This is a genomic window from Mycobacterium sp. 852002-51163_SCH5372311, assembly GCF_001667115.1.
In the GTDB taxonomy this organism is placed as follows: domain Bacteria; phylum Actinomycetota; class Actinomycetes; order Mycobacteriales; family Mycobacteriaceae; genus Mycobacterium.
Genome location: NZ_LZIJ01000034.1, coordinates 20,670 through 45,185, shown reverse-complemented (window position 1 = coordinate 45,185; position 24,516 = coordinate 20,670). Strand labels below are relative to the sequence as shown.

General features: G+C 66.1%; 23 protein-coding genes. 8 read left to right on the top strand and 15 right to left on the bottom strand.

Annotation, left to right across the window (positions count from 1 at the left end; genetic code table 11):
- Window positions 1-50: 50 nt before the first annotated feature.
- The 9 genes from A5791_RS04960 to A5791_RS04925 all read right to left on the bottom strand — a co-directional run bounded on the left by A5791_RS04960 (window position 51) and on the right by A5791_RS04925 (window position 9,744).
- The gene (locus A5791_RS04960) at window positions 51-674 is read right to left on the bottom strand and encodes a sensor domain-containing protein (RefSeq protein ID WP_067232128.1); all 624 of its coding nucleotides are present in this window, start codon (window positions 672-674) and stop codon (window positions 51-53) included.
- Between the two features lie 21 nt (window positions 675-695).
- Window positions 696-1,124, bottom strand: a complete 429-nt coding sequence (locus A5791_RS04955) for an organic hydroperoxide resistance protein (RefSeq protein WP_067232065.1) — start codon at window positions 1,122-1,124, stop codon at window positions 696-698.
- 112 nt (window positions 1,125-1,236) lie between these two features.
- Entirely contained in the window at window positions 1,237-1,620 is a 384-nt protein-coding gene (locus tag A5791_RS25810) for a hypothetical protein (protein WP_082966745.1), read from the bottom strand.
- Between the two features lie 173 nt (window positions 1,621-1,793).
- Window positions 1,794-2,171 carry a hypothetical protein gene (locus A5791_RS04950; protein ID WP_082966744.1) on the bottom strand — a complete coding sequence of 126 codons (378 nt, stop codon included), beginning with the start codon at window positions 2,169-2,171 and terminating at the stop codon, window positions 1,794-1,796.
- A 104-nt stretch (window positions 2,172-2,275) separates the two neighbouring features.
- Window positions 2,276-2,896, bottom strand: a complete 621-nt coding sequence (locus A5791_RS04945) for a hypothetical protein (protein WP_067232060.1) — start codon at window positions 2,894-2,896, stop codon at window positions 2,276-2,278.
- A 129-nt stretch (window positions 2,897-3,025) separates the two neighbouring features.
- Window positions 3,026-6,178 (bottom strand): cytochrome P450, encoded by a 3,153-nt coding sequence (locus A5791_RS04940; RefSeq protein WP_067232059.1) that lies wholly within the window; start codon window positions 6,176-6,178, stop codon window positions 3,026-3,028.
- 102 nt (window positions 6,179-6,280) lie between these two features.
- Entirely contained in the window at window positions 6,281-7,423 is a 1,143-nt protein-coding gene (locus tag A5791_RS04935) for a DUF4185 domain-containing protein (RefSeq protein WP_067232057.1), read from the bottom strand.
- 7 nt (window positions 7,424-7,430) lie between these two features.
- Entirely contained in the window at window positions 7,431-8,477 is a 1,047-nt protein-coding gene (locus A5791_RS04930) for an aspartate-semialdehyde dehydrogenase (protein ID WP_082966743.1), read from the bottom strand.
- Window position 8,478: 1 nt separating this feature from the next.
- Complete coding sequence (locus A5791_RS04925; protein WP_067232054.1) at window positions 8,479-9,744, bottom strand: aspartate kinase; 1,266 nt, start codon at window positions 9,742-9,744, stop codon at window positions 8,479-8,481.
- 374 nt (window positions 9,745-10,118) lie between these two features.
- On the opposite strand from A5791_RS04925, the gene leuA reads away from it, so the two are divergent.
- Entirely contained in the window at window positions 10,119-12,104 is a 1,986-nt protein-coding gene (leuA, locus tag A5791_RS04920; RefSeq protein ID WP_067232050.1) for a 2-isopropylmalate synthase, read from the top strand.
- Between the two features lie 5 nt (window positions 12,105-12,109).
- Here leuA and A5791_RS26650 read toward each other — a convergent pair whose 3' ends face one another.
- Window positions 12,110-12,820 (bottom strand): sensor domain-containing protein, encoded by a 711-nt coding sequence (locus tag A5791_RS26650; protein WP_067232048.1) that lies wholly within the window; start codon window positions 12,818-12,820, stop codon window positions 12,110-12,112.
- A 532-nt stretch (window positions 12,821-13,352) separates the two neighbouring features.
- Between A5791_RS26650 and A5791_RS25800 the strand changes: the two genes are divergently transcribed.
- Window positions 13,353-14,474: an FHA domain-containing protein gene (locus A5791_RS25800; RefSeq protein ID WP_197504600.1), complete on the top strand. Its 1,122-nt coding sequence runs from the start codon at window positions 13,353-13,355 to the stop codon at window positions 14,472-14,474.
- Window positions 14,475-14,565: 91 nt separating this feature from the next.
- A complete protein-coding gene (locus A5791_RS04905) occupies window positions 14,566-15,021 on the top strand; it encodes a DUF4333 domain-containing protein (protein WP_067232042.1) in 456 nt (151 codons plus the stop codon).
- 22 nt (window positions 15,022-15,043) lie between these two features.
- Here A5791_RS04905 and A5791_RS04900 read toward each other — a convergent pair whose 3' ends face one another.
- On the bottom strand, window positions 15,044-16,027 hold the full coding sequence (locus A5791_RS04900; RefSeq protein WP_067232039.1) for a DEDDh family exonuclease: 984 nt from the start codon (window positions 16,025-16,027) through the stop codon (window positions 15,044-15,046).
- Between the two features lie 205 nt (window positions 16,028-16,232).
- Here A5791_RS04900 and A5791_RS04895 point away from each other — a divergent pair, with 205 nt between their 5' ends.
- Together A5791_RS04895 and A5791_RS04890 are read left to right on the top strand one after the other, a co-directional pair.
- Window positions 16,233-17,474 carry a Mur ligase family protein gene (locus A5791_RS04895; protein WP_067232036.1) on the top strand — a complete coding sequence of 414 codons (1,242 nt, stop codon included), beginning with the start codon at window positions 16,233-16,235 and terminating at the stop codon, window positions 17,472-17,474.
- The gene (locus A5791_RS04890) at window positions 17,467-18,174 is read left to right on the top strand and encodes a type 1 glutamine amidotransferase (protein WP_067232033.1); all 708 of its coding nucleotides are present in this window, start codon (window positions 17,467-17,469) and stop codon (window positions 18,172-18,174) included. The genes A5791_RS04895 and A5791_RS04890 overlap by 8 nt, the downstream gene beginning before the upstream one ends.
- Before the next feature lie 23 nt (window positions 18,175-18,197).
- On the opposite strand, the gene A5791_RS04885 is transcribed toward A5791_RS04890, so the two are convergent.
- From A5791_RS04885 to A5791_RS04875, 3 genes are all read right to left on the bottom strand, one after another.
- Window positions 18,198-19,259 (bottom strand): type III polyketide synthase, encoded by a 1,062-nt coding sequence (locus A5791_RS04885; RefSeq protein WP_067232030.1) that lies wholly within the window; start codon window positions 19,257-19,259, stop codon window positions 18,198-18,200.
- Between the two features lie 163 nt (window positions 19,260-19,422).
- Window positions 19,423-20,034, bottom strand: coding sequence for a recombination mediator RecR (gene recR / locus A5791_RS04880; RefSeq protein ID WP_067232027.1), 612 nt, complete (start codon window positions 20,032-20,034; stop codon window positions 19,423-19,425).
- Between the two features lie 11 nt (window positions 20,035-20,045).
- Window positions 20,046-20,399, bottom strand: a complete 354-nt coding sequence (locus A5791_RS04875; RefSeq protein ID WP_067232024.1) for a YbaB/EbfC family nucleoid-associated protein — start codon at window positions 20,397-20,399, stop codon at window positions 20,046-20,048.
- Between the two features lie 140 nt (window positions 20,400-20,539).
- On the opposite strand from A5791_RS04875, the gene A5791_RS04870 reads away from it, so the two are divergent.
- Window positions 20,540-21,280 (top strand): Rv3717 family N-acetylmuramoyl-L-alanine amidase, encoded by a 741-nt coding sequence (locus tag A5791_RS04870; RefSeq protein ID WP_369828019.1) that lies wholly within the window; start codon window positions 20,540-20,542, stop codon window positions 21,278-21,280.
- On the opposite strand, the gene A5791_RS04865 is transcribed toward A5791_RS04870, so the two are convergent.
- Window positions 21,277-21,714: an SRPBCC family protein gene (locus A5791_RS04865; protein ID WP_067232016.1), complete on the bottom strand. Its 438-nt coding sequence runs from the start codon at window positions 21,712-21,714 to the stop codon at window positions 21,277-21,279. The two genes, A5791_RS04870 and A5791_RS04865, sit on opposite strands and share 4 nt — an antisense overlap.
- Before the next feature lie 79 nt (window positions 21,715-21,793).
- On the opposite strand from A5791_RS04865, the gene A5791_RS04860 reads away from it, so the two are divergent.
- Window positions 21,794-23,173: an FAD-binding oxidoreductase gene (locus tag A5791_RS04860; RefSeq protein WP_067232117.1), complete on the top strand. Its 1,380-nt coding sequence runs from the start codon at window positions 21,794-21,796 to the stop codon at window positions 23,171-23,173.
- Entirely contained in the window at window positions 23,170-24,489 is a 1,320-nt protein-coding gene (locus A5791_RS04855; protein ID WP_197504598.1) for a class I SAM-dependent methyltransferase, read from the top strand. The genes A5791_RS04860 and A5791_RS04855 overlap by 4 nt, the downstream gene beginning before the upstream one ends.
- Window positions 24,490-24,516: the final 27 nt, after the last annotated feature.

Below are 24,516 nucleotides of genomic sequence, written 5' to 3'. Positions count from 1 at the left end.
CTTCCAGATCGCACCGACATATTCCCGATGAGCCAAATACTCAACCAGAACTACTGGCCCAACGCGTTCTGCATCGCCCCTGCCAAAACGTTGACCGCCGGACCGGCGTTGCCGGATTGGCACACCTTGGCCTGCAGCAACACGTTTTCCCGCAGCCGGGTTTGAACGAAGCACCGCCGGTCGGTGCCCGCTTCCTGCTTGGTCCAGTTCGCGTCGGTCGCGGTCGGCGGTCCGCCGTCGAACGACCACACCTGTGTGGTGCCGTTATCCAGATGCATCGCGGTGGTCTGGCCCGAGCAGCCCACCGTGCGATCCGTGACCCGGTGGAAGGCGCGGGCCGCCGCGTCGTTGCCGGCGAATACCCCGACGGCCTGCTTGACGTAGTGGGTTTGGTCGTTGGCCGACGTCTGGGTGGTGGCCCCGTTGAACGACGCCAGGTCGGGGTCACCGTACACCTCGGGTAAGCCGATGTCGGCCCAGTTGTTGCAGACCGGGAGGTCGACCGAGAAGCCCTGGTAGGGCTCGGTGAACACCGATTCCCATCCCATCGGCGCGCCGACGATGTTGCCGACCGATCCCCTGCCGAGCACCGCGTAGGAGACCACGCCCGGATCCGACGGATGGGCGTGCGCGACGGGGACCGCTCCGCAGATGGCCAGACCAAGGGTCCCCATCGCGACGGCGGCTCGCACGGGCTAGACCTTGGCCGAAATTTCGACGTCGATGTTTCCCCGGGTGGCCTTGGAGTACGGGCACACCTGGTGGGCCTGCTCGACGAGGTCGTCGGCGGCGCCCTGCTCCAGGCCCGGCAGATAGCCGACGATCTTTCCGGTGAGGCCGAAACCGCCATCGGAGTCCTTGCCGAACCCGACCTCGACGGTGACGTTGGTGGCGTCGTCCAGCTTGACCTTCGCCCTGCCGGCCACCAGCCGTAGCGCACCCAGGAAGCAGGCGGCGTAACCGGCCGAGAACAGTTGCTCGGGGTTGGTGCCCTCACCGTTGCCGCCCATCGCCTTCGGCGGTCGGGTCTCCAGGTCGATGCGGCCGTCGTCGGACTTCACGTGGCCGTCGCGGCCGCCGCCGGTCGCGGTGGATGCGGTGGTGTAAACGACTTCAATTGTCATAGGTCTCGATCATGCCAGGCACGGCGGTCGCGCGTCAGCACCGGCTCCTTCGCGCCTTGCCGTGATGACCAATGATGTTGTCCGCCAACGGCTTCGGGCTGGTGCCGGCCGGCTACGGACGCGGCGGTGTGCTGGACGCAGACGGCGGAGCGGGCGCCGACGGTGACTGGGCGGGCCCACCTGGCCCACCGGGAGGTCCGGCTGGTGCACCGGGGCTCATGCCGGGCATACCGGGACCCCACTGCCAGGGCCCGCCGCCCGGCCCGGGCGGCCCCCAGTGCCGGTACATGCCGTGGTGATGGTGGTGATGGCAGTGGTGATAAGACCCGAAAATGACTGCGCCGGTGAAGAATACGGTTGACAGGATGAAGACGATGCCGGCAACTATGACCACCCACGCCGCGACGACATAGAGCCGGGGCGGCTTTTCCCGTGGCGGCGGAGGAGCGGCGGCGACCGCGGTCGACGGACTCGACGTTTCAGGTGATTCGCTCATGCCTCCCAATACTGCCCTCGGCGCGCGAGCGCCGAAACGAGTTGGTTAGAGGAGTTTTCTGTGAATTCAGCTGCCGGGTACGAAATACCGCGGCCCGGCGCTCGCGCGAGCGCCGGGCTGCTGGTTGTGGGTTAGACCCGCCGGGGTCCCCTCGTGCCCCGTGAGCAAGTTGACTAAGGCGTCCGCGACGGGGAGACCGACGACGGAATCTGGCCGGGACCCGGCGAGGGGGACACGGACGGGGCGCCGCCAGGCGTGGTCGCGCCGGGCCCACCCGCACCGCCGGGGCCGTGCCGGTGGTACATCATCCCGTGATGCTTGTGGTGACCGTGGTGGTGATAGCCGCCGTGGCCGGCGTGCCGTCCGAGGCTGTAGCCGGTGAAGAAGATGACCGCGACGATGAACACGATCCCGGCGACGATGGCTACCCACGCCGCACCCAGAAAGACTCTGGGGGTTCTGCGGACGGGTTCTTCTGCGACTGGACTAGGTGCGGTAGCGGTGTGCGCCCGCACGGTGGGGGTTTCAGGTGTTTCACTCATGAGACGCATGATGCCTGGGTTAACAGTAGTGGCGGCTATGCGCTGCTTATGTAGGAGCTGTGAGCTGAAAGTGGCTGTTACCTGGTATTACCGCCGTGGCGCCGAGGACCGCCTCAGTCCTGTCGGGGCACCCTGAGATGAGCGAGGGCCAGCTCGAACTCGCCGACATCATCCTGGTCCAGGTCGAGGTCGCGAAGCATTGCCGTCTGCAACGCGCCGGTCGCGTCAGCGCTTCGTTCCATCGATCCCACGCTGTCGAACGTCACCGATGCGACCGCCCGCGCGGCGGTGGGGTCGACCATCAGGCTGGCACTGCAGAAGCCGTCAAAGCCCTCGATAGCCGGAAGCATCTTCTGCCGGTAGAAGTCGATGGCGCTCTCGAACAGCTCCGGTCGCGCTTTGAGCCATGCGGCACGCACGCAGGCACCAGGACCTTTGCTGTCATCGCGGCGCACAACCGCGATCTGCCACAGGTTGTCGATCGGCGAACCGCCGAGCATGTCGGCGGCCCGCTTGTTCTCCAACCGCACCTGCTCGGCGCTCGCGTGCATGGCCTCTTTGGTCTGCCACGAGTTGGTCAATATGCATCTGCCTGACCCACGGTTGACCAATACGGACATGCCGAGACAGCCGTCGATGCCCTGGAGGATGGGCCAGGTGACATCGCGAAAATGCGCAATCCCAGCGTCGATCAGAGCGGGTTGCGCCTGGATGGTGGTAGAGCGCGCGTACACGGTCAGCCCGTCTGAGGTCGGGGCGGCACCCTGGGCGGCGCCACCGGTACCGGATACCTTCCTCCTACCGAATCATCCTGGCAATCCTTCGTTGCCCAGCGCAGTGCCGAGCACTCCGCGAAATCACTTTCACCCGGCCCACACGTCCTCGACGTAGCGGTCGGACTCGATGAGGCCGTTCAGCCAGTCGCGGGCCTGACCATCATCAGCGCCCGTCCGTGCCCGATAAATGTCGAGGAACGATCCGCGCACCGCCGGCGCCATCCGCGCGCCGTCGCCGCACACGTAGACGTGGGCGTCCTTGCCCGGGTCACCCAACAGGTCCCACACGTCGTCGGCGTCCGCGGCGATCCGGTCCTGCACATAGCGAACCCCGCCCTGCGGCGCCCTGGAGAAGGCCGGGCGCATCTGCACGATGCCGATGGATTCGGCCTGCTCGAAGCGGTCTCGGAAGATGTAATCGACCTCCGGGTCACGCACCCCGAAAAAGCACAACGCAGGCTCCACCGGCGCTCCGGCGCTCTGTGCTGCCAGTCGGTCGCCGAGGAAACCGAGGAACGGTGCGACGCCGGTACCGGCACTGACCAGGATCACGTTCTTGGCCGGATCGGCACCGGCCCTGAATGCCTGCCGGGCCGGGTCGACGCGCGCCCGGATCACTTGGCCGGGTTGGACTGTCGCCAGGTAATTGGACGCGACACCTTTGAACAGACCGTGACCTGAACGAGCCGGCGCATCCAGCACACTGACGACCAGTCCTACCGTGCGTGGCGACAGCATCGACGACGATGCGATCGAATAGTGCCTCGGCACCATAGGGTCGAGCAGCTCGAGAAGTTCGGCACCGGTGAGCACGCAAGCCGGATATTCGTCGAGGCATTCCAGCACGCTGAGCGGGCAGCCGTCTGAGGCCTCGGCCAGTTCAGTAAGCCGCCGGCGCTCCGCAGGATTGCCGTTGGCCGCCGCAAGACTGCGTAATTGACTGCTGGTCACCGGTTTTCGCAATTCGACGAAGTGCGTGAGCAGTTCTCGTGCGCTGACCTCCCGGTCCAGCGCGATGAGCCGCCGAGAGCTGCGCCGAGGATTGATCGCTAACCTCAATCCAGGGTCGATGCCCAGTTGCGCCAGAACCGCGTCGACCACCTCGGGCGGGTTGTCGGCCATCACCGTGAGGTGGTCGCCCGTTTGGTAGTCGACGCCGTCCGGAAGGTCCACGCGGACATTGGTTTTGGCTTGCCCCAGCCCGGCGCTGACCAGTTGGGTGTTCTCGACGATGGTCATCGGTATCACCGACGACCGTGCGTCCATCGCCGCCGTCACCGGCCCGACGATCTGGCGCATCTCGTAAAGCGGTTCGTCTGCATCCGTGAGGGGCGCCGCGTCGGGGTCTCCGAAGCGTTCGGCCAACGATGACCACAGCGCGGCTGCGAACTCCTCGATCGTGCCGACCATGTCCCCCGAGGTGTCGGCCGCTGCCCGCGGGACCAATCGGTTGGCTTCCAGCTCGTGGAGGCGCTCGTCGATGCGTTGCGGAACCACCTGGTAGGTGTCCGCCCAGTTGTGGTCACCCACGCCGAGAACAGCGACGTTGGGTGTCGGATCCAGCGTGGTATCGGCGTCGAGTAGCCAGGTGAGGAAGGCGCGCGCATCGTCGGTCGGCTGTCCGTTGTAGGAGGAAGCGATGATCACGATCGCCTCGGCTTCAGGGAAGCCGCCAACGGCGTCATCGAGGGGCGCCACTGTCGCGACGCAGCCCAGAGCCGTTGCATCATCGGCGAATTGGCGGGCCAGCGCACGGCACGTGCCGAGGTTGGAGCCGTGAAAGATGACCAGCCTGGTGCCGGCCATGATCGCCGTTGGGTGCTGCACTGCGTTCTGTCCGGCGGCCGCCTCGACGCCGGGTGCGTCGGTACGGCGGTCCTGTGCGGTGCGCCGGAGGACATCGAGCTGGAATCCGACCGGCCGACGGCTGTTCGGAGTTTCCCACTGCGGCACGTAGTGGAAGGTGTCGAGGAGGCGGTAGCGATGGACGATCCGGGCCAGTGCCATGGCCGCCTCATGGAGCGCGAACTGCCGGCCGATGCATGATCGTGCGCCGGTTCCAAAAGGTTTGAACAACGCGGCCGGCCGGGCCGCCGAACGTTCGGGAGCGAAGCGGTCGGGATCGAATAGCTCGACGTTGTCGCCCCACTGCGGCTGGCGGTGCAATGCGCCGGTAAGTACCGTGACCGCCTCGCCGCGCTTGATCGGATACTTGCCACCGATCACGGTGTCTTCCAAGGCCATTCGATCGAAACTGAGCACCGGCGGGGACAGTCGCAGGGTTTCCTCGATGACCTGCCGCAGATAGGTCAGCTTGCCGATGTCGTCGTATCCGGGCAGGTAGTCGTCTTCGGCTCCGAACACCGCGTCTACCTCTGCCTGCGCCCGATGCAGGACGGTCGGATCGTTGACGATGTTGTACAGCGCGTTGGGCATCAATTCCGATGTGGTGAGCTGGCCGGCGATCAGGAAGGTCAGGATCTGGTTGCGGATGTTCTCCGTCTCCAGCACAGGTTTGCCGTCCGAATCCTGTTGCAGCATCAACGCCAACAGGTCCTCGAATTCACGACCGCCGGATGTGTGCTCGGCTATCAGCCCGTCGATGAACGCGTACAAAGTGCCCAATTCTTCGTTGAAAACCGGCGTCGGCGCTTCAGATACCAACTCCCCCAGGGCCGTTGTGAAGCTCTGCGGAATCGCAGCCAGGCCCGGGCAGTCGAAAGAGTCAAAGCGCGAACCGAATCCTGCGAGCCCCACGGTGTCCATGGCCAGCTTCTGCAAGTCGTTAGACACATCCACCGGCCCGACTCCGGCACTGGCGTCCCACCGGTTGATCAGTTTGCAGTTGATGTCTAGCATCGCGCGGTGATAGGCGCGCAAGCCCGCGTAACTGAAGCCCGGTACGAGGACATCATGGGCTCGCTGCCAGTTCGGTTCTCCGTGGTAGGCCGTGAACAGGCCGTCGCCTGCCAACGGCCTGACTCGGGCGAGGGTTGCCGTGAGGTTCTTGGCGAACCGGCTTTCGTCGCAAAGCTCGGCAACGAGCTCCAGCGAGCACGCGTAGAGCTTCCTGATGCCGCCGTTGAAGTCCGAGTAGAACAGCGGACCGTGCAATTCACCGAGTACGTCCACGGCCAACGCGCGGGGGCGGCCGATCAATTGCTCCGGGCCGGGTAAGGGTCCCTCGGCCGAGGGGAGACCGGGAAGATCCGGCGGCAGCGACGCATGGAACTCGCTCATCTGCGCAGCATAGGATCCGACGCGAGCACGCGGAGTGCTTCCGCACGGCTGGTGGGATGTGCTGTGTACCCATTGCTTACTGAGGCCCGAAATAGCCTCCGATCACGGCTTGAACGGGTTGACGGCAAACTGGATCACGCGGTACGGCGCACTCACCCGCGCGCGAGTGTCCCACTGGCTGACGAAGATTCGCAGTTCGTCGAGTGTGGAGCCGGGCGAGATGTACCCTCCGTAGGGCTGCGCCAGCCGGTTGTCATACGGGGCCGGCAGGCTTTCCGCTGGCTCAGGCCACTCGTCGTGCTGCACCACCGTGGTCACCGGCGCATCACCCAGCGACGTCGGATCGTTGGCGACCCGCACCTCCATGTCGCCCGTGCTGGCGTTGAAATAGGACAGCACGGTTTTGCCGTCAATCTGGCGGATGCACATCTCGCCGACCTTGTCGGGCCACAACGGCGTCGGCGGCCTGTTCCAGCCGCCCCCGGGTCCAGCCGCCCAGCCCTGCCAGCGAGACCGGTCGACGAAGGTCTGAGGCGTTGCGCGGTACAGCACTACCGGATCTCTGCGGGTGAAGCTGTTGGCGACGATGTACACCCATCCGCTCGCCGAATCGGGGGTGGGGATCGGGTCGTAATATCCGCTGATCTGGGTCTGACGACCGCCCTGGTATGACGCATCGCGGCGGGACCCGGCAATGGTCTGCCAACCGGCGCGCGCCGGTACCGGCATGACCAGCCGCGAGCTCTGCGGCTCGAGGTTGTGGGTGGTGGTCACCATCAGGTAGTTGCGCCGGTTGATCTGCACGACTCCGGCGGGTAGCTGTGAGTCCCCGGGCGGGGTGGGATCGGCCAGCAGCGGTTGGCTGATTCCGGTGACACCCGTGTAGCGCACCCCGGCGGGGTCGTCGACGGATGCGGTGTCGACCTGCAGCGCAACCGGCGAGTACCAGCCTCCGAACCCGACGCCCTGGCCGGCGAAGCTGTCGCCGCAGACCTGCAACAGCCGGGTCGGGAACTCGACGAACTCGCACAGGTCCGTGGCGCCGACACCGTAGTCTCCGGTGGGCGTTCCGGTGCCGGCCGTCGGCCCGATGCGCAGCACCTCACCAGGGGCCAAGGGCTGCAGGATCGGCTGCGGAATCGGTGCCGGCGGGTCGGCATGTGCGGCCCAAATGCCTTGCGGGACAAGAAGACACGCGGCCAACAGCGAGCATCGCGAAAACCGGCGGGTGCGGGCGGACTTCACCCGCAGATCACAATTCGGCGGCCAGCAGCTCGGCGATCTGGATGGTGTTCAGCGCCGCGCCCTTTCTCAGGTTGTCACCCGAGATGAACAGCGCCAGCCCTCGCCCGTCTGGCACCCCCGGGTCCTGACGGATGCGTCCGACGAGTGAATCGTCGATGCCGGCGGCGGCCAGCGGGGTCGGAACATCCACCAGCTTCACGCCGGGAGCGCCGTCGAGCAGTTCACGCGCTCGTTCGGGTGACAGTGGCCGGGCGAACTCGGCGTTGATGGACAGCGAGTGTCCGGTGTACACAGGTACCCGCACACATGTGCCGCTGACATGCAGATCGGGGATGCCGAGGATCTTGCGGCTTTCGTGGCGCAGCTTCTGGTCCTCGTCGGTTTCGCCGGAGCCGTCGTCCACCAGGGAACCGGCCAGGGGCAACACGTTGAACGCGATGGGAGCGACGTAGGCATTCGGCGGCGGAAAGTCGACCGCGCCGCCGTCGTGCACCAGCTGCTCGGCGTCGTCGACCACCGCGCGCGCCTGCGCGGCCAGCTCTGCCACCCCGGCCAGGCCGGTCCCGGAGACCGCTTGGTACGTCGAGGCGACCATGCGGACCAGCTGGGCTTCGTCGTGAAGCACCTTGAGCACCGGCATAGCGACCATCGTGGTGCAGTTCGGGTTGGCGATGATGCCCTTGGGTCGGCGGTATGCGTCGCGCGCGAAGTTGACCTCGGACACCACCAACGGCACGTCGGGGTCCTTGCGCCACGCCGAAGAGTTGTCGATCACCGTCACCCCGGCGGCGGCGAAGCGCGGCGCCTGCGCCAGAGACGTCGTCTTGCCGGCCGAGAACAACGCGATGTCCAAGCCGGTCGGGTCTGCCGTCGCGGCGTCCTCGACCTCGATCTCCTGGCCACGGAAAGGCAACTTGCGGCCCTGTGAGCGGGCCGACGCGAAGAACCGCACCGAGTCCGCCGGGAAGTCTCGCTGGTCGAGCAGGGTGCGCATCACCTGTCCCACCTGACCGGTGGCTCCCACTACACCAATTGACACCCGATTCGCGCCCACGCTACCTACCCGTCCCCGCGTACACCGTCGCCTTCTCCTCGCCGCCGAGCCCGAACGCCTCGTGCAACGCCACGACGGCCTTGTCCAGCTCGGTGTCGCGGCACAACACCGAGATGCGGATCTCGGAGGTGGAGATCAGGTCGATGTTGACCCCCACCGCCGCCAGCGCCTCACAGAAGGTCGCCGTCACGCCCGGGTGGCTGCGCATTCCCGCGCCGATCAGTGACACCTTGCCGATGTGGTCGTCATAGAGCAGCTGGGTGAAGCCGATCTCGTCTTTGAGCGAGTCCAGCTTGGCCACCGCGGTGGGCCCGATGTCGCGTGAACAGGTGAATGTGATGTCGGTTTTGCCGTCCTCCACCTTGGACACGTTCTGCAACACCATGTCGATGTTGACGTCGGCCTCGGCGACGGCGCGGAACACCTTGGCTGCGTATCCCGGGATGTCGGGTATCCCGACGACGGTCACCTTGGCCTCGCTGCGGTCATGAGCGACGCCGGTGAGGATGGGGTCTTCCATGGCTATGTCCTTGATCGATCCGACGACGACGGTGCCCAGCTTGTCCGAATACGAGGACCGGACGTGTACCGGCATGTTGTAGCGGCGGGCATATTCCACGCAGCGCAGCATCAGCACCTTGGCGCCGCACGCCGCCATTTCGAGCATCTCCTCGAAGGTGACCGTGTCCAGCTTGCGGGCGTTGGGCACGATCCGCGGGTCCGCGCTGAAGATGCCGTCCACGTCCGTATAGATCTCGCAGACATCGGCTCGCAGCGCCGAGGCCAGGGCGACCGCCGTGGTGTCCGAACCGCCTCGGCCCAGCGTGGTGACGTCGCGGGTGTCCTGGCTGACGCCCTGGAATCCGGCCACCAGAACGATGCGCCCTTCATCCAGCGCCGCCTGCAGCCGTCCCGGTGTCACGTCGATGATTTTCGCGTTGCCGTGGGTGCCGGTGGTGATCACGCCGGCCTGCGAACCGGTGAACGACCGGGCTTTGGCGCCCAGCGATTCGATCGCCATCGCGACCAGCGCATTGGAGATGCGTTCACCGGCGGTCAGCAGCATGTCGAGTTCCCGCGGCGGCGGGACGGGGCATACCTGCTGAGCGAGTTCGAGCAGGTCGTCGGTGGTGTCGCCCATCGCAGAAACAACGACCACCACATCATTGCCCTGCTTCTTGGTCTCCACGATGCGCTCGGCGACGCGGCGGATTCGGTCGGCGTCGGACACCGAGGATCCGCCGTACTTCTGCACGACGAGCGCCACTGATCTGTCCTGTCTCGTGAATTAAGTCCACAACAGAATACTTGGCGGCGCATCCCGATTTCGTCGGGCGATCCCAACGATTGTGCGCTTGCGGCATTAGGTGTGAACTCAGGGCTTTGCGTGTGAACCCAGGGCGGCAATTTCGCGATTTGGCCGCCCTGGGTTCACCGGCAAAGCCGTCACGTCACACTCAATTGCCGTGACCGTTTTGGCGCGGTTTTGGGCTCGGAGCGGATCGCGGTAGAGTTCTTGACGTGCAGCGGGTGCTCCTCCTCGGACGCCGCGACGGGGTCTGATCCAGACCGGCTTCCCGTCGCGGGCGTTGGCGATCCGCCGGTCTGAGGTTCCTTCTCACATCCCCCGGAGCAATTACCGTGACCAGTTTTGATTCACCTGACGCCTACAGCGAGACGTCGAAAGCTCGCACCGTCGTGAAACCCGTCGGGCCGCCCGGCCCCGGTCAGCCGGTGTGGAATCCCCAACGCGGCTCGTCGATGCCGATCCACCGGTACCGGCCGTTCGCCGAAGAGGTCGAGCCCATCACCCTCCGGGACCGTACCTGGCCGGACCGGGTGATCACTCATGCTCCCCTGTGGTGCGCAGTGGACCTGCGGGACGGCAATCAAGCGCTGATCGACCCGATGAGCCCAGCTCGAAAGCGCCGCATGTTCGACCTGCTGGTCCGCATGGGCTACAAGGAGATCGAAGTCGGCTTCCCGTCGGCCAGCCAGACCGACTTCGACTTCGTTCGGGAGATCATCACCGGCGGCGCCATTCCCGACGACGTCACCATCCAGGTGCTGACCCAATGCCGGCCCGAGCTGATCGAGCGCACATTCGAGGCGTGCGAGGGAGCACCGCAGGCCATCGTCCACTTCTACAACTCGACATCGATCCTGCAGCGCCGCGTGGTTTTTCACGCCGACCGGCCCGCGGTGCAGGCAATCGCGACCGACGGCGCCCGAAAGTGCGTCGAGGAAGCCGCCAAGTATCCCGGGACGCGGTGGCGGTTCGAGTATTCGCCGGAGTCCTACACCGGAACCGAACTGGAGTACGCCAAGCAGGTCTGCGACGCCGTGGCCGAGGTCATCCAGCCGACGCCGGAGAACCCGATCATCTTCAACCTGCCGGCCACCGTCGAGATGGCGACCCCCAACGTCTACGCCGACTCGATCGAGTGGATGAGCCGCAATCTGGCCAATCGCGAGTCCGTCATCCTCAGCCTGCATCCGCACAACGACCGTGGAACCGCCGTCGCCGCAGCCGAATTGGGCTTCGCCGCCGGCGCGGACCGGATAGAGGGCTGCCTGTTCGGCAACGGCGAGCGCACCGGCAACGTCTGCCTGGTGACCCTGGGGCTGAACCTGTTCTCCCGCGGCGTCGACCCGCAGATCGACTTCTCCAACATCGACGAAATCCGGCGCACCGTGGAGTACTGCAACCAACTGCCGGTTCATGAGCGCCATCCCTATGGCGGTGACCTGGTCTACACCGCGTTCTCCGGCAGCCATCAGGACGCCATCAACAAGGGACTCGACGCGATGAAAGTGGATGCGGACGCGGCCGACTCCGACGTCGAGGACATCCTTTGGCAGGTGCCGTATCTGCCGATCGACCCCAAAGATGTCGGGCGCACCTACGAGGCGGTGATCCGGGTCAACTCTCAGTCCGGCAAGGGTGGGGTGGCCTACATCATGAAAGCCGATTACGGCCTGGTTCTGCCGCGACGGCTACAGATCGAGTTCTCGCAAGTGATCCAGAAGATCGCCGATGGCGAAGGCGGCGAGGTCTCGCCGAAAGAGATGTGGGACGCGTTCTCCGAGGAGTACCTGGCTCCGATACTGCCGCTGGAGCGGATAAGGCAGCGTGTCGACGCTCCCGAGGAGGACAGCGGCACGACCAGTATTACCGCAACGGTCAAGATCAACGGGGTCGAGACCGAGATCAGCGGGACCGGCAATGGCCCGTTGGACGCTTTCGTGGATGCGCTGGGCAGCGTCGGATTCAAGGTTGCGGTGTTGGACTACTCCGAGCACGCGATGAGTGCCGGCGGTGACGCCCAGGCAGCCGCCTACGTCGAGGCTTCGGTGGCGATCGCGAGCGCGGCGGAGCCGGGCGAAGCGGGTCGCCACCCATCAGACACCGTGGCGATCGCGAGCGCGGCGGAGCCGGGCGAAGCGGGTCGCCACCCATCAGACACCGTGGCGATCGCAAGCGCGGCGGAGCCGGGCGAAGCGGGTCGCCACCCATCCGGCCCCGTCGAAGGCCGGACCGTTTGGGGGGTGGGGATTGCGCCGTCGATCACCACGGCGTCGCTGCGCGCTGTGGTGTCCGCGGTCAACCGGGCCCTCGCCGGATAAACCGCTCACGTATGTGAGACGGCGGCAGCGATTTTGCCGACGACCTGGGCCGCTTGGCTCATCGTGCCGAACCCACACCAGAGCGTGTCGATGATTACGTTGTTGCGCAGTCCCATTGCTCGTTGGCAGGTGTAGCCGTCTCTGAAGCTGGGGATCTGCGTCGCAGTCAGGGTGTTGTCGTTGGTCTCGACGTCGCGAAATGACCAGGCGACCGGGGCGCGGCCCGACCGGATCACGAAGACGGACCTGCCGGAGCAGGCGGACCACCGTTGTTCGGCCTGCCGGAAGAATTGCTGAGCCGCCTCGGCGTCCGGGAAACCGACCAGAGCTTGAATCACGGCGTGGCGTGGGCCGCCCTGCGGTCCCCCGTCGTTGAGCAGCTGTCCGGTCACGACGTTCCAGTTGCTGTCGCGGTAGACCTTTTCCTGGACCGGCGTATAAATATCCAGGCAGTTACGTCCGACGACACTTTCGTCGTCGGTGGCCATTTGCGAGAGCGTGCTGCGTAGCGTCAGGTCGGTCAATCCACCGATGTCGTTGACTTCGCTCGGGGAGAGCAGCAGCCCGTTGAGTTGCGCCGGTTGAATCGGCGCAGGCTGCCAACGACCGAGGTCGGGTGCAGCGGTCGGTCGGCCGGCTGTGGTGACCGAGCAGCCGGTCAACATCAGGCACAGGCCGAAGGCCGCGAACGTGACGGCGCGCAAACCGACGGCCACGCGATTCGCCCGACCGGCGCGGCCCGCGCGCCCTCGTGCGCGACCAGCAGGCGCGGACAAATTCTTCGACGCTGGGGACATCATTGATTCCTTCCCGCTAGGAGACCGATTCGGTGGCGACGGCGGTTTCGGCGGTTTCGGCGGCGCGACCGGGCCAAACCCCTCGACCAGCCGGTCGCCCGCCGCTGGGGCGTCATACCTGCATTCATCGCTTCTAGCTCGCTCTCGGACGCGCGGATGCCACGACTTTAAACGAAGCACCGTATTAATGCAACATTTTAACTGTAGCGCTATGCTCCGGCGTTGTCCGTCTTCGTCGCCACGACGCAGATTGTTTCGCTGAACTGGGCGGATAGGCGATTCAGCCGCTATGACTAGCCGTTCCCGCACCCCGCGGTTGCCGGTCATGCTCCTGAGCCGATGCCAACATCTGCTGCGCTGTGCCTTACGACCCGCGGTTCGGCGACCGTTCACGTCCCAGGAAAGATGTAGCATCTGTAGGCGCATCTTGCACGGACCACGGGAGCCAGCAGTGACAATTGACCACGGCGCGCCGGCGCTCGCACCGCGCCTGGCGGTGCAAATCGGGCAAGACTCGCAGACTCTTGACCCGCGGGCCGGCGTCGCCGTCATCGGCCGAGACGCCGGGGCGGTCATGCGGATCACCGATGACCGGATCTCCCGGTGGCATCTTCGACTGGAACCGCGCCGCGACGGCTGGGAAGCCATCGACACCAGCACCAATGGCATGTATTTGGACGGCGTGCGCCGCAGCTCGGTGCTCATCACCGGCCCCACGACGATTCACCTCGGCGCCCCCGACGGGATTCCGGTGAGCCTGATGCCCGGTGAACCGATCGACGACTCACTCGAAGTAACCGGTGTGCTCGACGTGGCCGAACCCGACGAGGACGAATGGTGGGAAGGCGAGACGGATCCCGGTGTCGCGCGTGCCGGCCGCGCGGTAGCCGCGCGACGGAACGAACTCGAGCTCACGCAACGCAGCCTTGCCAGGGACAAGATCATCAACGCAGGCACCCTGATCGCGTTCGAGAAGGGCCGCAGCTGGCCGCGCCGCGCGACGTTGTCGAAGCTGGAAAAGGTGCTGAACTGGCCGCCGGGCACCATCGCTCGCATCCGCAGCGGGGCAGCCGCCGCGCCCGGCGCACCAGCCGCCGCTCCGTCCGATCAGGCGACCGAAGCGTTCAGCGATACCGTACGTGCGCCGTTGATGGCCGAGGCGGTCGAGTTGGCCATGCACAGCATCACGGCGGCCATCACCGCCCTGCCTGACCCGTCGGACCCCGACTTCACGCCGCGTGCCAGCAGCATCCTCGCTGATCTGCGGAAACTCGAGAAGGTAGCGGCGAACGCCGCCCGCAACGCCAAGGGGACACCATCCGTCGTCTTGGCGTTGAGCAGCGTCCGCCGCGCTTACAACGACCTGATGACCCGCGCCGCGGCATCCCCTCGCGCCACGCTGGGTCAACGCCTGCACGGGGCTCGCCATCGCGCCGAAATTAGCCTCGACGAGGCCGCGACCGCCGCCGGGCTGCCGATAGACGTCCTCGAAGATGCCGAATCCGACCGCCCGATTCCGCAGGACGCTGCCGACGCAATCACAACCCTCATCGCCCAGCTGACGATGAGCTGACAGTTCCCATATACTGCAATAGTTAAACCGTTGCAGTGCTACGGTAAGGTTATAAAGCAAGCGCGTTGTACGTCGTCAGCAAGGTCGGACCATGAACCCGCAATACGTCGCACATTCGATGGCGCCACCCTGGCCGCCGTTGGCCCAGCCATATTTCCCGGCGCAACCGCCGACGCCCGGTTATTTCGCAGCCCCAACCGGCTTGGCCGGCCCGTTCTCGAAGCGGGCCCTGCTGCTAACCGCTGCCGCGTTGTGCATCCTGTTGGGCACGGTTCTGTTGGTATTGGGATTCGGTGCGCCAGGCTTCTTTCTCACCCGCCAGCTCGATGTCCACCAGGCGGAGGCGGGTATCGAACACGTTCTCGTCGACCCCATCGGTTACGGCGCCAAGAACGTCAACGGCGTCGTCTGCAACGGCGGTCACGACCTCACCATCAAGAAGGGGACCACCTTCACCTGCGAGGCGACCATCGACAGCGTGCGGTGGCAGTTTCCCGTCCGGTTCACCGACGATGCGGGCAGCTACGAGGTCGGCCGGCCGCAGTAGCCGGCCCGTTGTGGCCGGGGTGTCAGAACAGCGCGAACTGCTCGTCGACGATGGCGGTGAATTCCTCCATGCTGCGACCACCGACGACCGAGTCGACGCTGTCCATGAACTGGGCGTCGGAAACCACCGGCACCCCCAACTGCACGGCGTGATAACCCTTGCCCTGTTCCGGAGCCTTTTCGTTGCAAACCACCAGCGAGGTCTCGACGTCCACGGCGTCGCTGTAGGCCAGCCCGGCGTGCAGGATCCGCTCGACGAGCTCCTCATGGGTGCGTCCCACCTCAGCGGCCAGCGCCACGCGCATGCCCTGAACCAGCGGCCTGCCACGGACGTAGCGACCTGGGTTCAGGTATGGACAGGGCAGTCGGGAAGCCAGCGCTTTGAGCGGTCGCAGCTCGTCGTGCGTCACCCGGCCGTTGGGCCAGCGGCGTCGGGTCACCGGACGTACCGGCAGCCAGACATCGCGTTCACGGGCCCGCCGTAACGCCGCCGCCAGCACCCCGGTCAACACGGTTGCGTCGTCGAACGCGTCGTGCGGGCGCTGCTGGCTCACACCCCAGTGCGCCGCCAGCGTTTCCAGCCGCAAGTTGTCGATGCCGAGGTTCAGCCGGCGAGCCAGCTCGACAGTGCACATGACGGTGTCGACGGGAAGTTCGGCTTCGGCGATCTCGGCCTCGGCAGCCAGGAACGCGTAGTCGAAGGCGACATTGTGTGCTACCAGCGTGCGGCCACGCAGCACTTTGACCACGTCACCGACGATGTCGGAGAACTGCGGCTGGTCTTCCAGCATCGAGGTGGTCAGGCCGTGTACATGGGTGGGGCCCGGATCCACGCCGGGGTTGAGCAGGCTGACCACGGATTGCTCCACCTTGCCGTCGGCGTCGAGGCCAAGGGCAGCGATGCTGATGACGCGCGCCTGTCCAGGGCGAAAACCCGACGTCTCGACGTCGATGACGGCCCAACCCTCGTCCGGGTGGCTGGCCGGCCGTCCCCAGGTGTGGCTCATGGGTTGAGAATGGCACGTCCAACCGACATCCCCCGGTCGCTGCGCATCGTGTCGGCGCTTGAACTAGAAGGCCGCAAGCCCGACGGGGGCGACCCGCCGCGCCCGGCGCACAGCGCCGCGCTTGCGATCGCCGCAAGCCCGACGAGGGCGACCCGCCGCGCCCGGCGCACAGCGCCGCGCTTGCGATCGCCCTTAAACTGCGCGGGTGGTTACCACCCGTGCTCGGCTCGCACTCGCCGCGGGCGCCGGCGCGCGCTGGGCGTCGCGAGCCACCGGACGCGGGGCCGGAGCGATGATCGGCGGCCTGGTGGCGATGACCCTGGACCGCTCGGTGCTACGCCAGCTCGGACAGGGCCGGCGCACGGTCGTCGTCACCGGCACCAACGGCAAATCGACGACCACCCGCATGGTGGCTGCCGCCCTAGGGACGCTGGGTGCAGTTGCCACCAACGCCGAGGGCGCCAACATGGACGCCGGTCTGGTGGCCGCGCTGGCCGCCGACCGTCGGGCCACACTGGCGGCCCTGGAAGTCGACGAGATGCATGTGCCGCACGTATCCGACGCGGTCGAGCCGTCCGCCGTGGTGCTGCTCAACCTCTCCCGCGACCAGCTGGACCGCGTCGGCGAGATCAACGTCATCGAACGCACCCTGCGGGCCGGCCTGGCCCGGCACCCGAAGGCGGTCGTGGTCGCCAATTGCGACGACGTGCTGATGGCATCGGCGGCATACGACAGCCCCAACGTGGTGTGGGTCGCCGCCGGCGGAGCCTGGTCGAACGACTCGGTGAGTTGCCCCCGCAGCGGCGAGGTCATCGTCCGCGAAGGGGCGCAATGGCATAGCACCGGCGCCGACTTCAAGCGGCCCAGTCCCGACTGGTGGTTCGACGACGACAACCTCCACGGGCCCGACGGGCTGACGCTGCCGATGCGCCTGGCGCTGCCCGGTTCGGTCAATCGCGGCAACGCCGCTCAGGCCGTCGCCGCTGCCGTCGCGCTGGGCGCCGATCCGGCGAAGGCCGTCGCGGCGGTATCCGCCGTCGACGAAGTTGCCGGACGCTACCGGACCGTGCGTACCGGCCCGCATGAAGCGCGCCTCCTGCTGGCCAAGAATCCGGCGGGCTGGCAGGAAGCCCTGTCGATGGTGGACGAGCACGCGGACGGGGTGGTCATCGCGGTCAACGGGCAAATCCCCGACGGCGAGGACTTGTCCTGGCTGTGGGACGTGCGATTCGAGCACTTCGCGGACGCCTGCAAGACCACCCCGGTGGTAGCTGCCGGAGAACGCGGCACCGACCTGGCGGTACGCCTGGGATACGCGGGCGTGCCGCACACCCTGGTGCACGACACGCTCGCCGCCATCGCCTCGTGCCCACCAGGGCGGGTCGAGGTCGTCGCCAACTACACCGCGTTCCTTCAGCTGCAGCGCAGGTTGATGCGGCGTGGCTGACTCGACTGTGCGCATCGGACTGGTACTGCCCGACGTCATGGGCACCTATGGCGACGGCGGTAACGCGGTGGTGCTGCGCCAACGGCTGCTCCTACGCGGCATCGCGGCCGAGGTCGTCGAGATCACGCTGGCCGACGCGGTACCGGACTCGCTGGACCTGTACACGCTGGGAGGCGCCGAGGACTACGCACAGCGGCTGGCCACTCGGCACCTGATGCGCTACCCCGGTCTGCAGCGCGCGGCCGGCCGCGGTGCCCCCGTACTGGCCATTTGTGCCGCGATCCAGGTGCTCGGGCACTGGTATGAGACGTCTGCCGGGGAGCGGGTCGAGGGTGTAGGGCTGCTTGATCTGACCACTTCGCCGCAGAACTCGCGCACCATCGGGGAACTGGTGAGCAAGCCGCTGCGCGACGGCCTGACCCAGCACCTCACCGGGTTCGAGAACCATCGCGGCGGCACCGTTCTGGGTGCCGCGGCGTCCCCGCTGGGCGAGGTCGTCAAGGGCGCCGGAAACCGGGCCGGAGACGGCGTCGACGGCGCAGTTCAAGGCAGCGTCGTCGCGACCTATATGCACGGGCCCTGCCTGGCGCGCAACCCGGAACTCGCCGACCTGCTGCTTTCCCAGGTGGTGGGTGAGTTGCCGCCGCTGGAGCTGCCCGAGGTGGAGCTGCTGCGCCGCGAGCGACTCTCGGCACGTTAAAGTCCAGAGCCGCGGCGCGCGAATCAGTGCCAGCGCATCAATACGAGTTCGGAACTCAAGCCAGGGCCCATGCCGATCATCAGGCCCGGGCTTCCGCTGGGCGGCGGTTTGGCGAGGGTGTCGCGCAGCACGTGCAGCACCGACGCCGACGACAAGTTGCCTACCTCGCCGAGCGAACGCCAAGTCAGTTCCAGTGCCTCGGGTGACAGGTCGAGGGCCGTTGTGATCGCGTCGATGATCTTCGGACCGCCGGGATGGACAACCCATGCGCCGACGTCAGTGGTGGTCAGGTCGTGCGCGGCCAGAAACGTGGTGACATCCTCGCCGATGTTTTCCTGTAGCGCATTCGCGACTTCCTTGGACAACACGAGTTCAAACCCTCCGGTGCCCACGTCGTAGCCCATGGCGTCCAGCGACCCGGGGTAGAGACAACTACGCGAGTCGACGATATCCGGGCCGGTGGCGCCGACGCATTCGGCGCGACGCTCGCCGACGGCAACCACCGCCGCGGCTCCGTCAGCAAATAGAGCACTGCCCACCGAACCGGCCAGCGTCGGCTTGTACCCCGGGTAGGTAAGTGAGCACAGCTCGACCGAGACCAGTGCCGCGACGCCGTCCGGCATACCGCGCACGAAGTCATGCAGCCGCCCTACCCCTGCCGCTCCGGCCACACAGCCCAAGCCGAACAGCGGTACCCGCCGCACGTCATCGCGCAGACCCAGCCGCCCGGCGATCCGGGCATCCAACGACGGCGCCGCGAGCCCGGTGACCGTCGTCGTGATGAGCATGTCGAGGTCTTGCGGTTGTAGGCCCGCCTCATCCAGCGCTCCCACCAGCGCCTCACACCCGAGGTCCACGGCGTTTTCGATGAAGATCCGATTTGCCTCGCCGAAGTCGGACAGTGCCCGATACCTTTCCTTCGGCATGACGAGGTGGCGACCGTTGACTTTCGCGCTGGCGTGCACCTGTCGGATGATGTCCTCGTAACCCTTGAACTCCGGGATGCTGGAAAACAGATCCGTGAGCTCTTCCTGGGAATAGCGATATGGCGGCAACGCGCCAAAGACGCCTGCAATTACGCTCATTGGTCCCACCCCGTGACGAGGACCTCGGTCGAACGGTTCAACCGGATCCCTCGAGCCGAAGCTTAGTCGGCTAGTCGCGTGCCGTCACACAAATGAGCCGCCAGCGTTTGTGCCGAACACCGACAGCCCTGGGATCACCATGCGCTGCCTGGCAGTTGACGTGCTAAACCATGGCGCGGCGGCCGGTCAACGCGCGGCCGAGCGTCAGCTCGTCGGCGAACTCCAAGTCGCCGCCCATCGGCAGTCCGGACGCAATCCGCGTCACGGTCAGGCCCGGAATGTCGCGCAGCATGCGAACCAGGTAGGTGGCTGTCGCCTCGCCCTCGGTGTTCGGGTCGGTCGCGATGATCACCTCTGTGATGTCCACTCCGTCGACCCGCTCACCGATGCGGCTCAACAGCTCACGGATGCGCAGCTGTTCGGGGCCGATCCCGGACAGCGGATCCAGCGCGCCGCCCAGCACGTGGTAGCGGCCCCGAAACTCGCGAGTGCGCTCGACGGCCTGGATGTCCTTCGGCTCCTCGACCACGCACACCAGCGAGCCGTCCCGGCGCGGATCGGCGCAGATCCGGCACCGCTCGTTGTCGGAAACGTTGCCGCACACCGCGCAGAACTGCACGCCGTCACGGACTTTGGCCAGCACGGCGGTCAGCCGGTCGATCTCCGGCGGTTCGACCGACAGCAGATGGAAGGCGATGCGCTGGGCGCTCTTGGGGCCGATGCCCGGCAGCTTGCCGAGCTCGTCGATCAGATCCTGGACGGGTCCTTCGAACATGTCAGTCCAAGTCAGGGCCCACCGACGCCGGGCACACCCGGCGGGGTCGGCGGCGTCGGCGGCGCCATGGCGCCGGCCAGTGCTCCCAACCGCTCCTGCGCCATTTTTGTGACCTGCTTAGACGCGTCGGCCATGGCGCCGACAATCAAGTCCTGCAAGGTCTCGATGTCCGACGGGTCGACGACCTTGGGATCGATGGTCACAGAAACCACCTCGCCGCTGCCTTTCACGAGGACCTTGACCAAGCCGCCGCCGGCCTGACCGAGCAACTCTGCGTTCGCCAACTGCTGCTGAGCTTCCATCAGCTTTTGCTGCATCTGCTGCGCCTGAGCGAGCAGTGCCGACATATCGCCTCCGGGTTGCATGACAGTCCTCTCGCATCTTGGTCTCGAGTTGGTTTCGCCTGCGGTTGTCGGGCGATTCGAAACACCCAGCGTAGACCGAGCGCCGCTACCTTTGCGCCGTGGACGTACCAGACGGCTCCCGTGTCGGGGCAAGTGCCGGCATCAGAACGATCCTCGGTTTAGTCGGTGTAGTTGTAGCCGCGGCGACGGCGATCATGCCCGCGGCCTCCGCGGCCCCGTCCAACATCAACGGCATGGTTGTGTTCATCGACCCCGGCCACAACGGCGCCAACGACGCGTCGATCACCCGCCAGGTGCCTACCGGCCGCGGCGGCACCAAGGACTGCCAGGCCAGCGGAACGTCAACGAACACCGGCTATCAGGAACACACCTTCACTTGGGACACCGCCCTGCGAGTCCGGGCCGCGCTGAACGCGCTGGGTGTCCGGACCGCGATGTCGCGCGCCAACGACAATGCGCTGGGCCCGTGCGTCGACCAACGCGCCGAAATGGCCAACGCGCTGCATCCCAACGCCATCGTCAGCTTGCACGGCGATGGCGGCCCGCCGTCCGGCCGCGGGTTCCACGTCAACTACTCGGCCCCGCCGCTCAACGCGGCCCAGGCGGGACCGTCGGTGCAATACGCGCGAATCATGCGTGACCAGCTGCAGGCGTCGGGCATCCCGCCCGCCAATTACATCGGCCAAGGCGGCCTCTACGGCCGTTCGGATCTGGCCGGGTTGAACCTGGCGCAGTATCCGTCGGTTCTGGTCGAGCTGGGCAACATGAAGAACCCTGCCGATTCGGCGTTGATGGAGTCCCCCGACGGACGGCAGAAATACGCCGACGCGGTGGTCCGCGGCATCGCCGGCTTCCTGGCTACCCAGGGACAGGTGCGCTAGCTTTCCAGTTCCTTCTTCAGGTTGGCCAGCACCTCGGCCTGAATCTTCTTCAGCCCCAGCGGCGCAAACGTCTTCTCGAAGAAGCCCTTGACACCGCCCGCGCCATTCCAGGTGGTCTTGACGGTGACGCTGGATCCGGGCCCGGCGGGCGCCACGGTCCAGTTAGTGACCATCGACGAGTTCGCGTCCTTTTCGATGACGGTGTGGCCCGCCACGTCGACGTTGACCTGCACGTCGCGAACGCGTGATTCGGTGGCCTGCAGCCGCCACTTGGCGACAGTGCCCTGCCCCTGGCCACCCTCGAGCACCTCGTACTCGCTGTAGTGCGGGGAAAGGATTTTCGGGCGAACGTTCTGGTAATCCGCGACTGCAGCCAGTGTCGCTGCGGGCTCAGCACTGACCAAGATCGTGCTGGCTGCGCTCACCTGTCCCATCAGGCGCAACTCCTCGTGTCGTGATTGCGGTGCCGCTCGCGTGCGGGTGCACGCTGTGTCATCGGAGACTAGGGTATATCTGGTGCCTGTTCCGATATCCGCCCTGTCGGCTCACGCGTCGGGCGTAGAGCGGCTGCTGGCGAGCTATCGATCTATCCCCGCAACAGCCACGGTTCGACTCGCGAAGCCGACGTCAAACCTGTTCCGCGCCCGCACCAAACAGGATGCGCCCGGATTGGACGTCTCGGGGCTGACCGGAGTCATCAGCATTGACCAAGAAGCCCGCACCGCCGACGTGGCCGGCATGTGCACCTACGAAGATCTGGTGAGCGAGACACTGCCGTACGGACTTTCGCCACTTGTCGTCCCGCAGCTGAAGACCATCACCCTGGGCGGTGCGGTAACCGGATTGGGCATCGAATCGGCATCGTTCCGCAACGGTCTGCCGCACGAATCGGTGCTGGAGATGGACATCCTCACCGGCGCAGGCGAATTGCTCACCGTGTCTCCGGAAAAGTACACCGACCTGTATCGTGCTTTTCCGAATTCCTATGGGACACTGGGGTATTCGACCAGATTGCGGATAGAGCTGGAGCCCGTCGCGCCGTTTGTGACACTGCGGCACATACGATTCCACTCGTTGAGCGAACTGCTGGAGACGATGGAACGCATCGTCGACACCGGCGGCCTGGACGGCGTCCCAGTGGACTACCTCGACGGGGTGGTGTTCAGCGCCGACGAAAGCTACCTCTGCGTTGGCAGCCGGACCACCACTCCTGGACCCGTCAGCGACTACACCGGCAAAGACATCTACTACCGGTCCATTCAGCACGACGCCGGCGTCAAAGAAGACCGGTTGACCATCCACGACTACTTCTGGCGTTGGGACACCGATTGGTTTTGGTGCTCGCGTGCGTTCGGGGCGCAGAACCCGCGGCTGCGACGGTGGTGGCCGCGCCGGTACCGTCGCAGCAGCGTCTACTGGCGGCTGGTGGCCCTGGATCAGCGCTTCGGCATCGCAGACCGGATCGAGGCGCGGAACGGGCGCCCGCCGCGGGAGCGAGTCGTGCAGGACGTCGAGGTGCCGATCGAAAACACCACCGAGTTCCTGGGGTGGTTCCTGGACAACGTGCCGATCGCACCCCTCTGGTTGTGTCCGCTGCGGCTGCGGGATCACGCCGGCTGGCCGCTGTATCCGATCCGGCCGGACCACACCTTCGTCAACGTCGGGTTCTGGTCTTCGGTGCCGGCCGGCGCCGACCAGGGCGCGACCAACCGCAGGATCGAGGCCAAGGTCAGCGAGCTCGACGGCCACAAATCGCTGTACTCGGATTCCTTTTACACCCGCGACGAGTTTGATCAGCTCTATGGCGGGGAGTGCTACAACACCGTGAAGAAGACGTACGACCCCGACTCGCGTCTGCTCGATCTCTACGCAAAGGCGGTGCAACGACAATGACAGCGATCAATCAGACAAAGCACCCGGAGCGCGCCACCACCGGCAAGCTCAGCATGGCCGAGGTGCTGGAGATCCTGACGGCGGGCGGACAGCATCCGCTGAAGTTCACCGCCTACGACGGCAGCACGGCGGGGCGCAACGACGCCGAAATGGGCCTGGATCTTTGCACTCCCCGCGGTGCCACCTACCTCGCCACGGCGCCCGGCGAGCTCGGCATCGCCCGCGCCTACATATCGGGTGACCTGCAGGCCCGTGGTGTGCACCCGGGCGACCCGTACGAGCTGCTGAAGATGCTGACCGACAAGGTCGAGTTCAAGCGGCCGTCGTTGCGGACGCTGGCCAACGTCGTGCGCTCGATCGGCGTCGAGCACCTGTTGCCGGTCGCACCGCCGCCGCAGGAGAATCCGCCACGCTGGCGTCGGGTCGCGGACGGCTTCATGCACAGCAAGACCCGCGACGCCGAGGCGATCCACCACCACTACGACGTCTCGAACACGTTCTACGAATGGGTGCTCGGGCCGTCGATGACCTACACGTGCGCGGTCTATCCGACCGCCGACGCGACGCTGGAAGAGGCCCAGGAGAACAAGTACCGGCTGATTTTCGAAAAGCTGGGGCTGAAGCCCGGCGACCGGCTGCTCGACGTCGGCTGCGGCTGGGGCGGCATGCTTCGCTACGCGGCGCGACGCGGCGTTCGCGCCATCGGCGCGACACTGTCGGCCGAGCAGGCCAAGTGGGCGCAGAAAGCGATCGAGAACGAAGGTCTGCAGGACCTGGCCGAGGTGCGTCACTCCGACTACCGCGACGTGCGCGAGACGGGGTTCGACGCCGTTTCGTCGATCGGACTGACCGAGCACATCGGCGTGAAGAATTACCCGGCATACTTCGGTTTCCTCAAGTCGAAGTTGCGCACCGGCGGGCTGCTGCTCAACCACTGCATCACCCGCCAGGACAACAAGCAGACCTCCTTCGCGGGCGGATTCACCGACCGCTACGTCTTCCCCGACGGGGAGCTGACGGGTTCGGGCCGCATCATCACCGAAGTGCAGGACGTCGGTCTGGAAGTACTGCACGAGGAGAACTTCCGCCACCACTACGCGATGACGCTGCGCGACTGGTGCCGCAATCTCGTCGAGCACTGGGAAGAGGCGGTCGTGGAGGTTGGTCTGCCCATCGCCAAAGTGTGGGGTTTGTACATGGCCGCTTCCCGAGTGGCCTTCGAGCAGAACAACCTTCAGCTGCATCACGTGCTGGCCGCCAACGTCGACACTTGGGGCAATGACAACCTGCCGCTGCGACCTTGGTGGACGCCTTAGCCGGCCTAACCTCGTGGCGGGTCGCCA

Excerpts from the sequence above, each read along its gene's own strand:
- A5791_RS04940 (WP_067232059.1), bottom strand. The coding sequence starts at position 6,178 with ATGAGCGAGTTCCATGCGTCGCTGCCGCCGGATCTTCCCGGTCTCCCC.
- A5791_RS04855 (WP_197504598.1), top strand. The coding sequence starts at position 23,170 with ATGACAGCGATCAATCAGACAAAGCACCCGGAGCGCGCCACCACCGGC.
- A5791_RS04905 (WP_067232042.1), top strand. The coding sequence starts at position 14,566 with ATGAACCCGCAATACGTCGCACATTCGATGGCGCCACCCTGGCCGCCG.
- A5791_RS04960 (WP_067232128.1), bottom strand. The coding sequence starts at position 674 with ATGGGGACCCTTGGTCTGGCCATCTGCGGAGCGGTCCCCGTCGCGCAC.
- A5791_RS04900 (WP_067232039.1), bottom strand. The coding sequence starts at position 16,027 with ATGAGCCACACCTGGGGACGGCCGGCCAGCCACCCGGACGAGGGTTGG.
- A5791_RS25810 (WP_082966745.1), bottom strand. The coding sequence starts at position 1,620 with ATGAGCGAATCACCTGAAACGTCGAGTCCGTCGACCGCGGTCGCCGCC.
- A5791_RS04955 (WP_067232065.1), bottom strand. The coding sequence starts at position 1,124 with ATGACAATTGAAGTCGTTTACACCACCGCATCCACCGCGACCGGCGGC.
- A5791_RS04885 (WP_067232030.1), bottom strand. The coding sequence starts at position 19,259 with ATGAGCGTAATTGCAGGCGTCTTTGGCGCGTTGCCGCCATATCGCTAT.
- recR (WP_067232027.1), bottom strand. The coding sequence starts at position 20,034 with ATGTTCGAAGGACCCGTCCAGGATCTGATCGACGAGCTCGGCAAGCTG.
- A5791_RS04950 (WP_082966744.1), bottom strand. The coding sequence starts at position 2,171 with ATGCGTCTCATGAGTGAAACACCTGAAACCCCCACCGTGCGGGCGCAC.
- A5791_RS04865 (WP_067232016.1), bottom strand. The coding sequence starts at position 21,714 with ATGGGACAGGTGAGCGCAGCCAGCACGATCTTGGTCAGTGCTGAGCCC.
- A5791_RS04875 (WP_067232024.1), bottom strand. The coding sequence starts at position 20,399 with ATGCAACCCGGAGGCGATATGTCGGCACTGCTCGCTCAGGCGCAGCAG.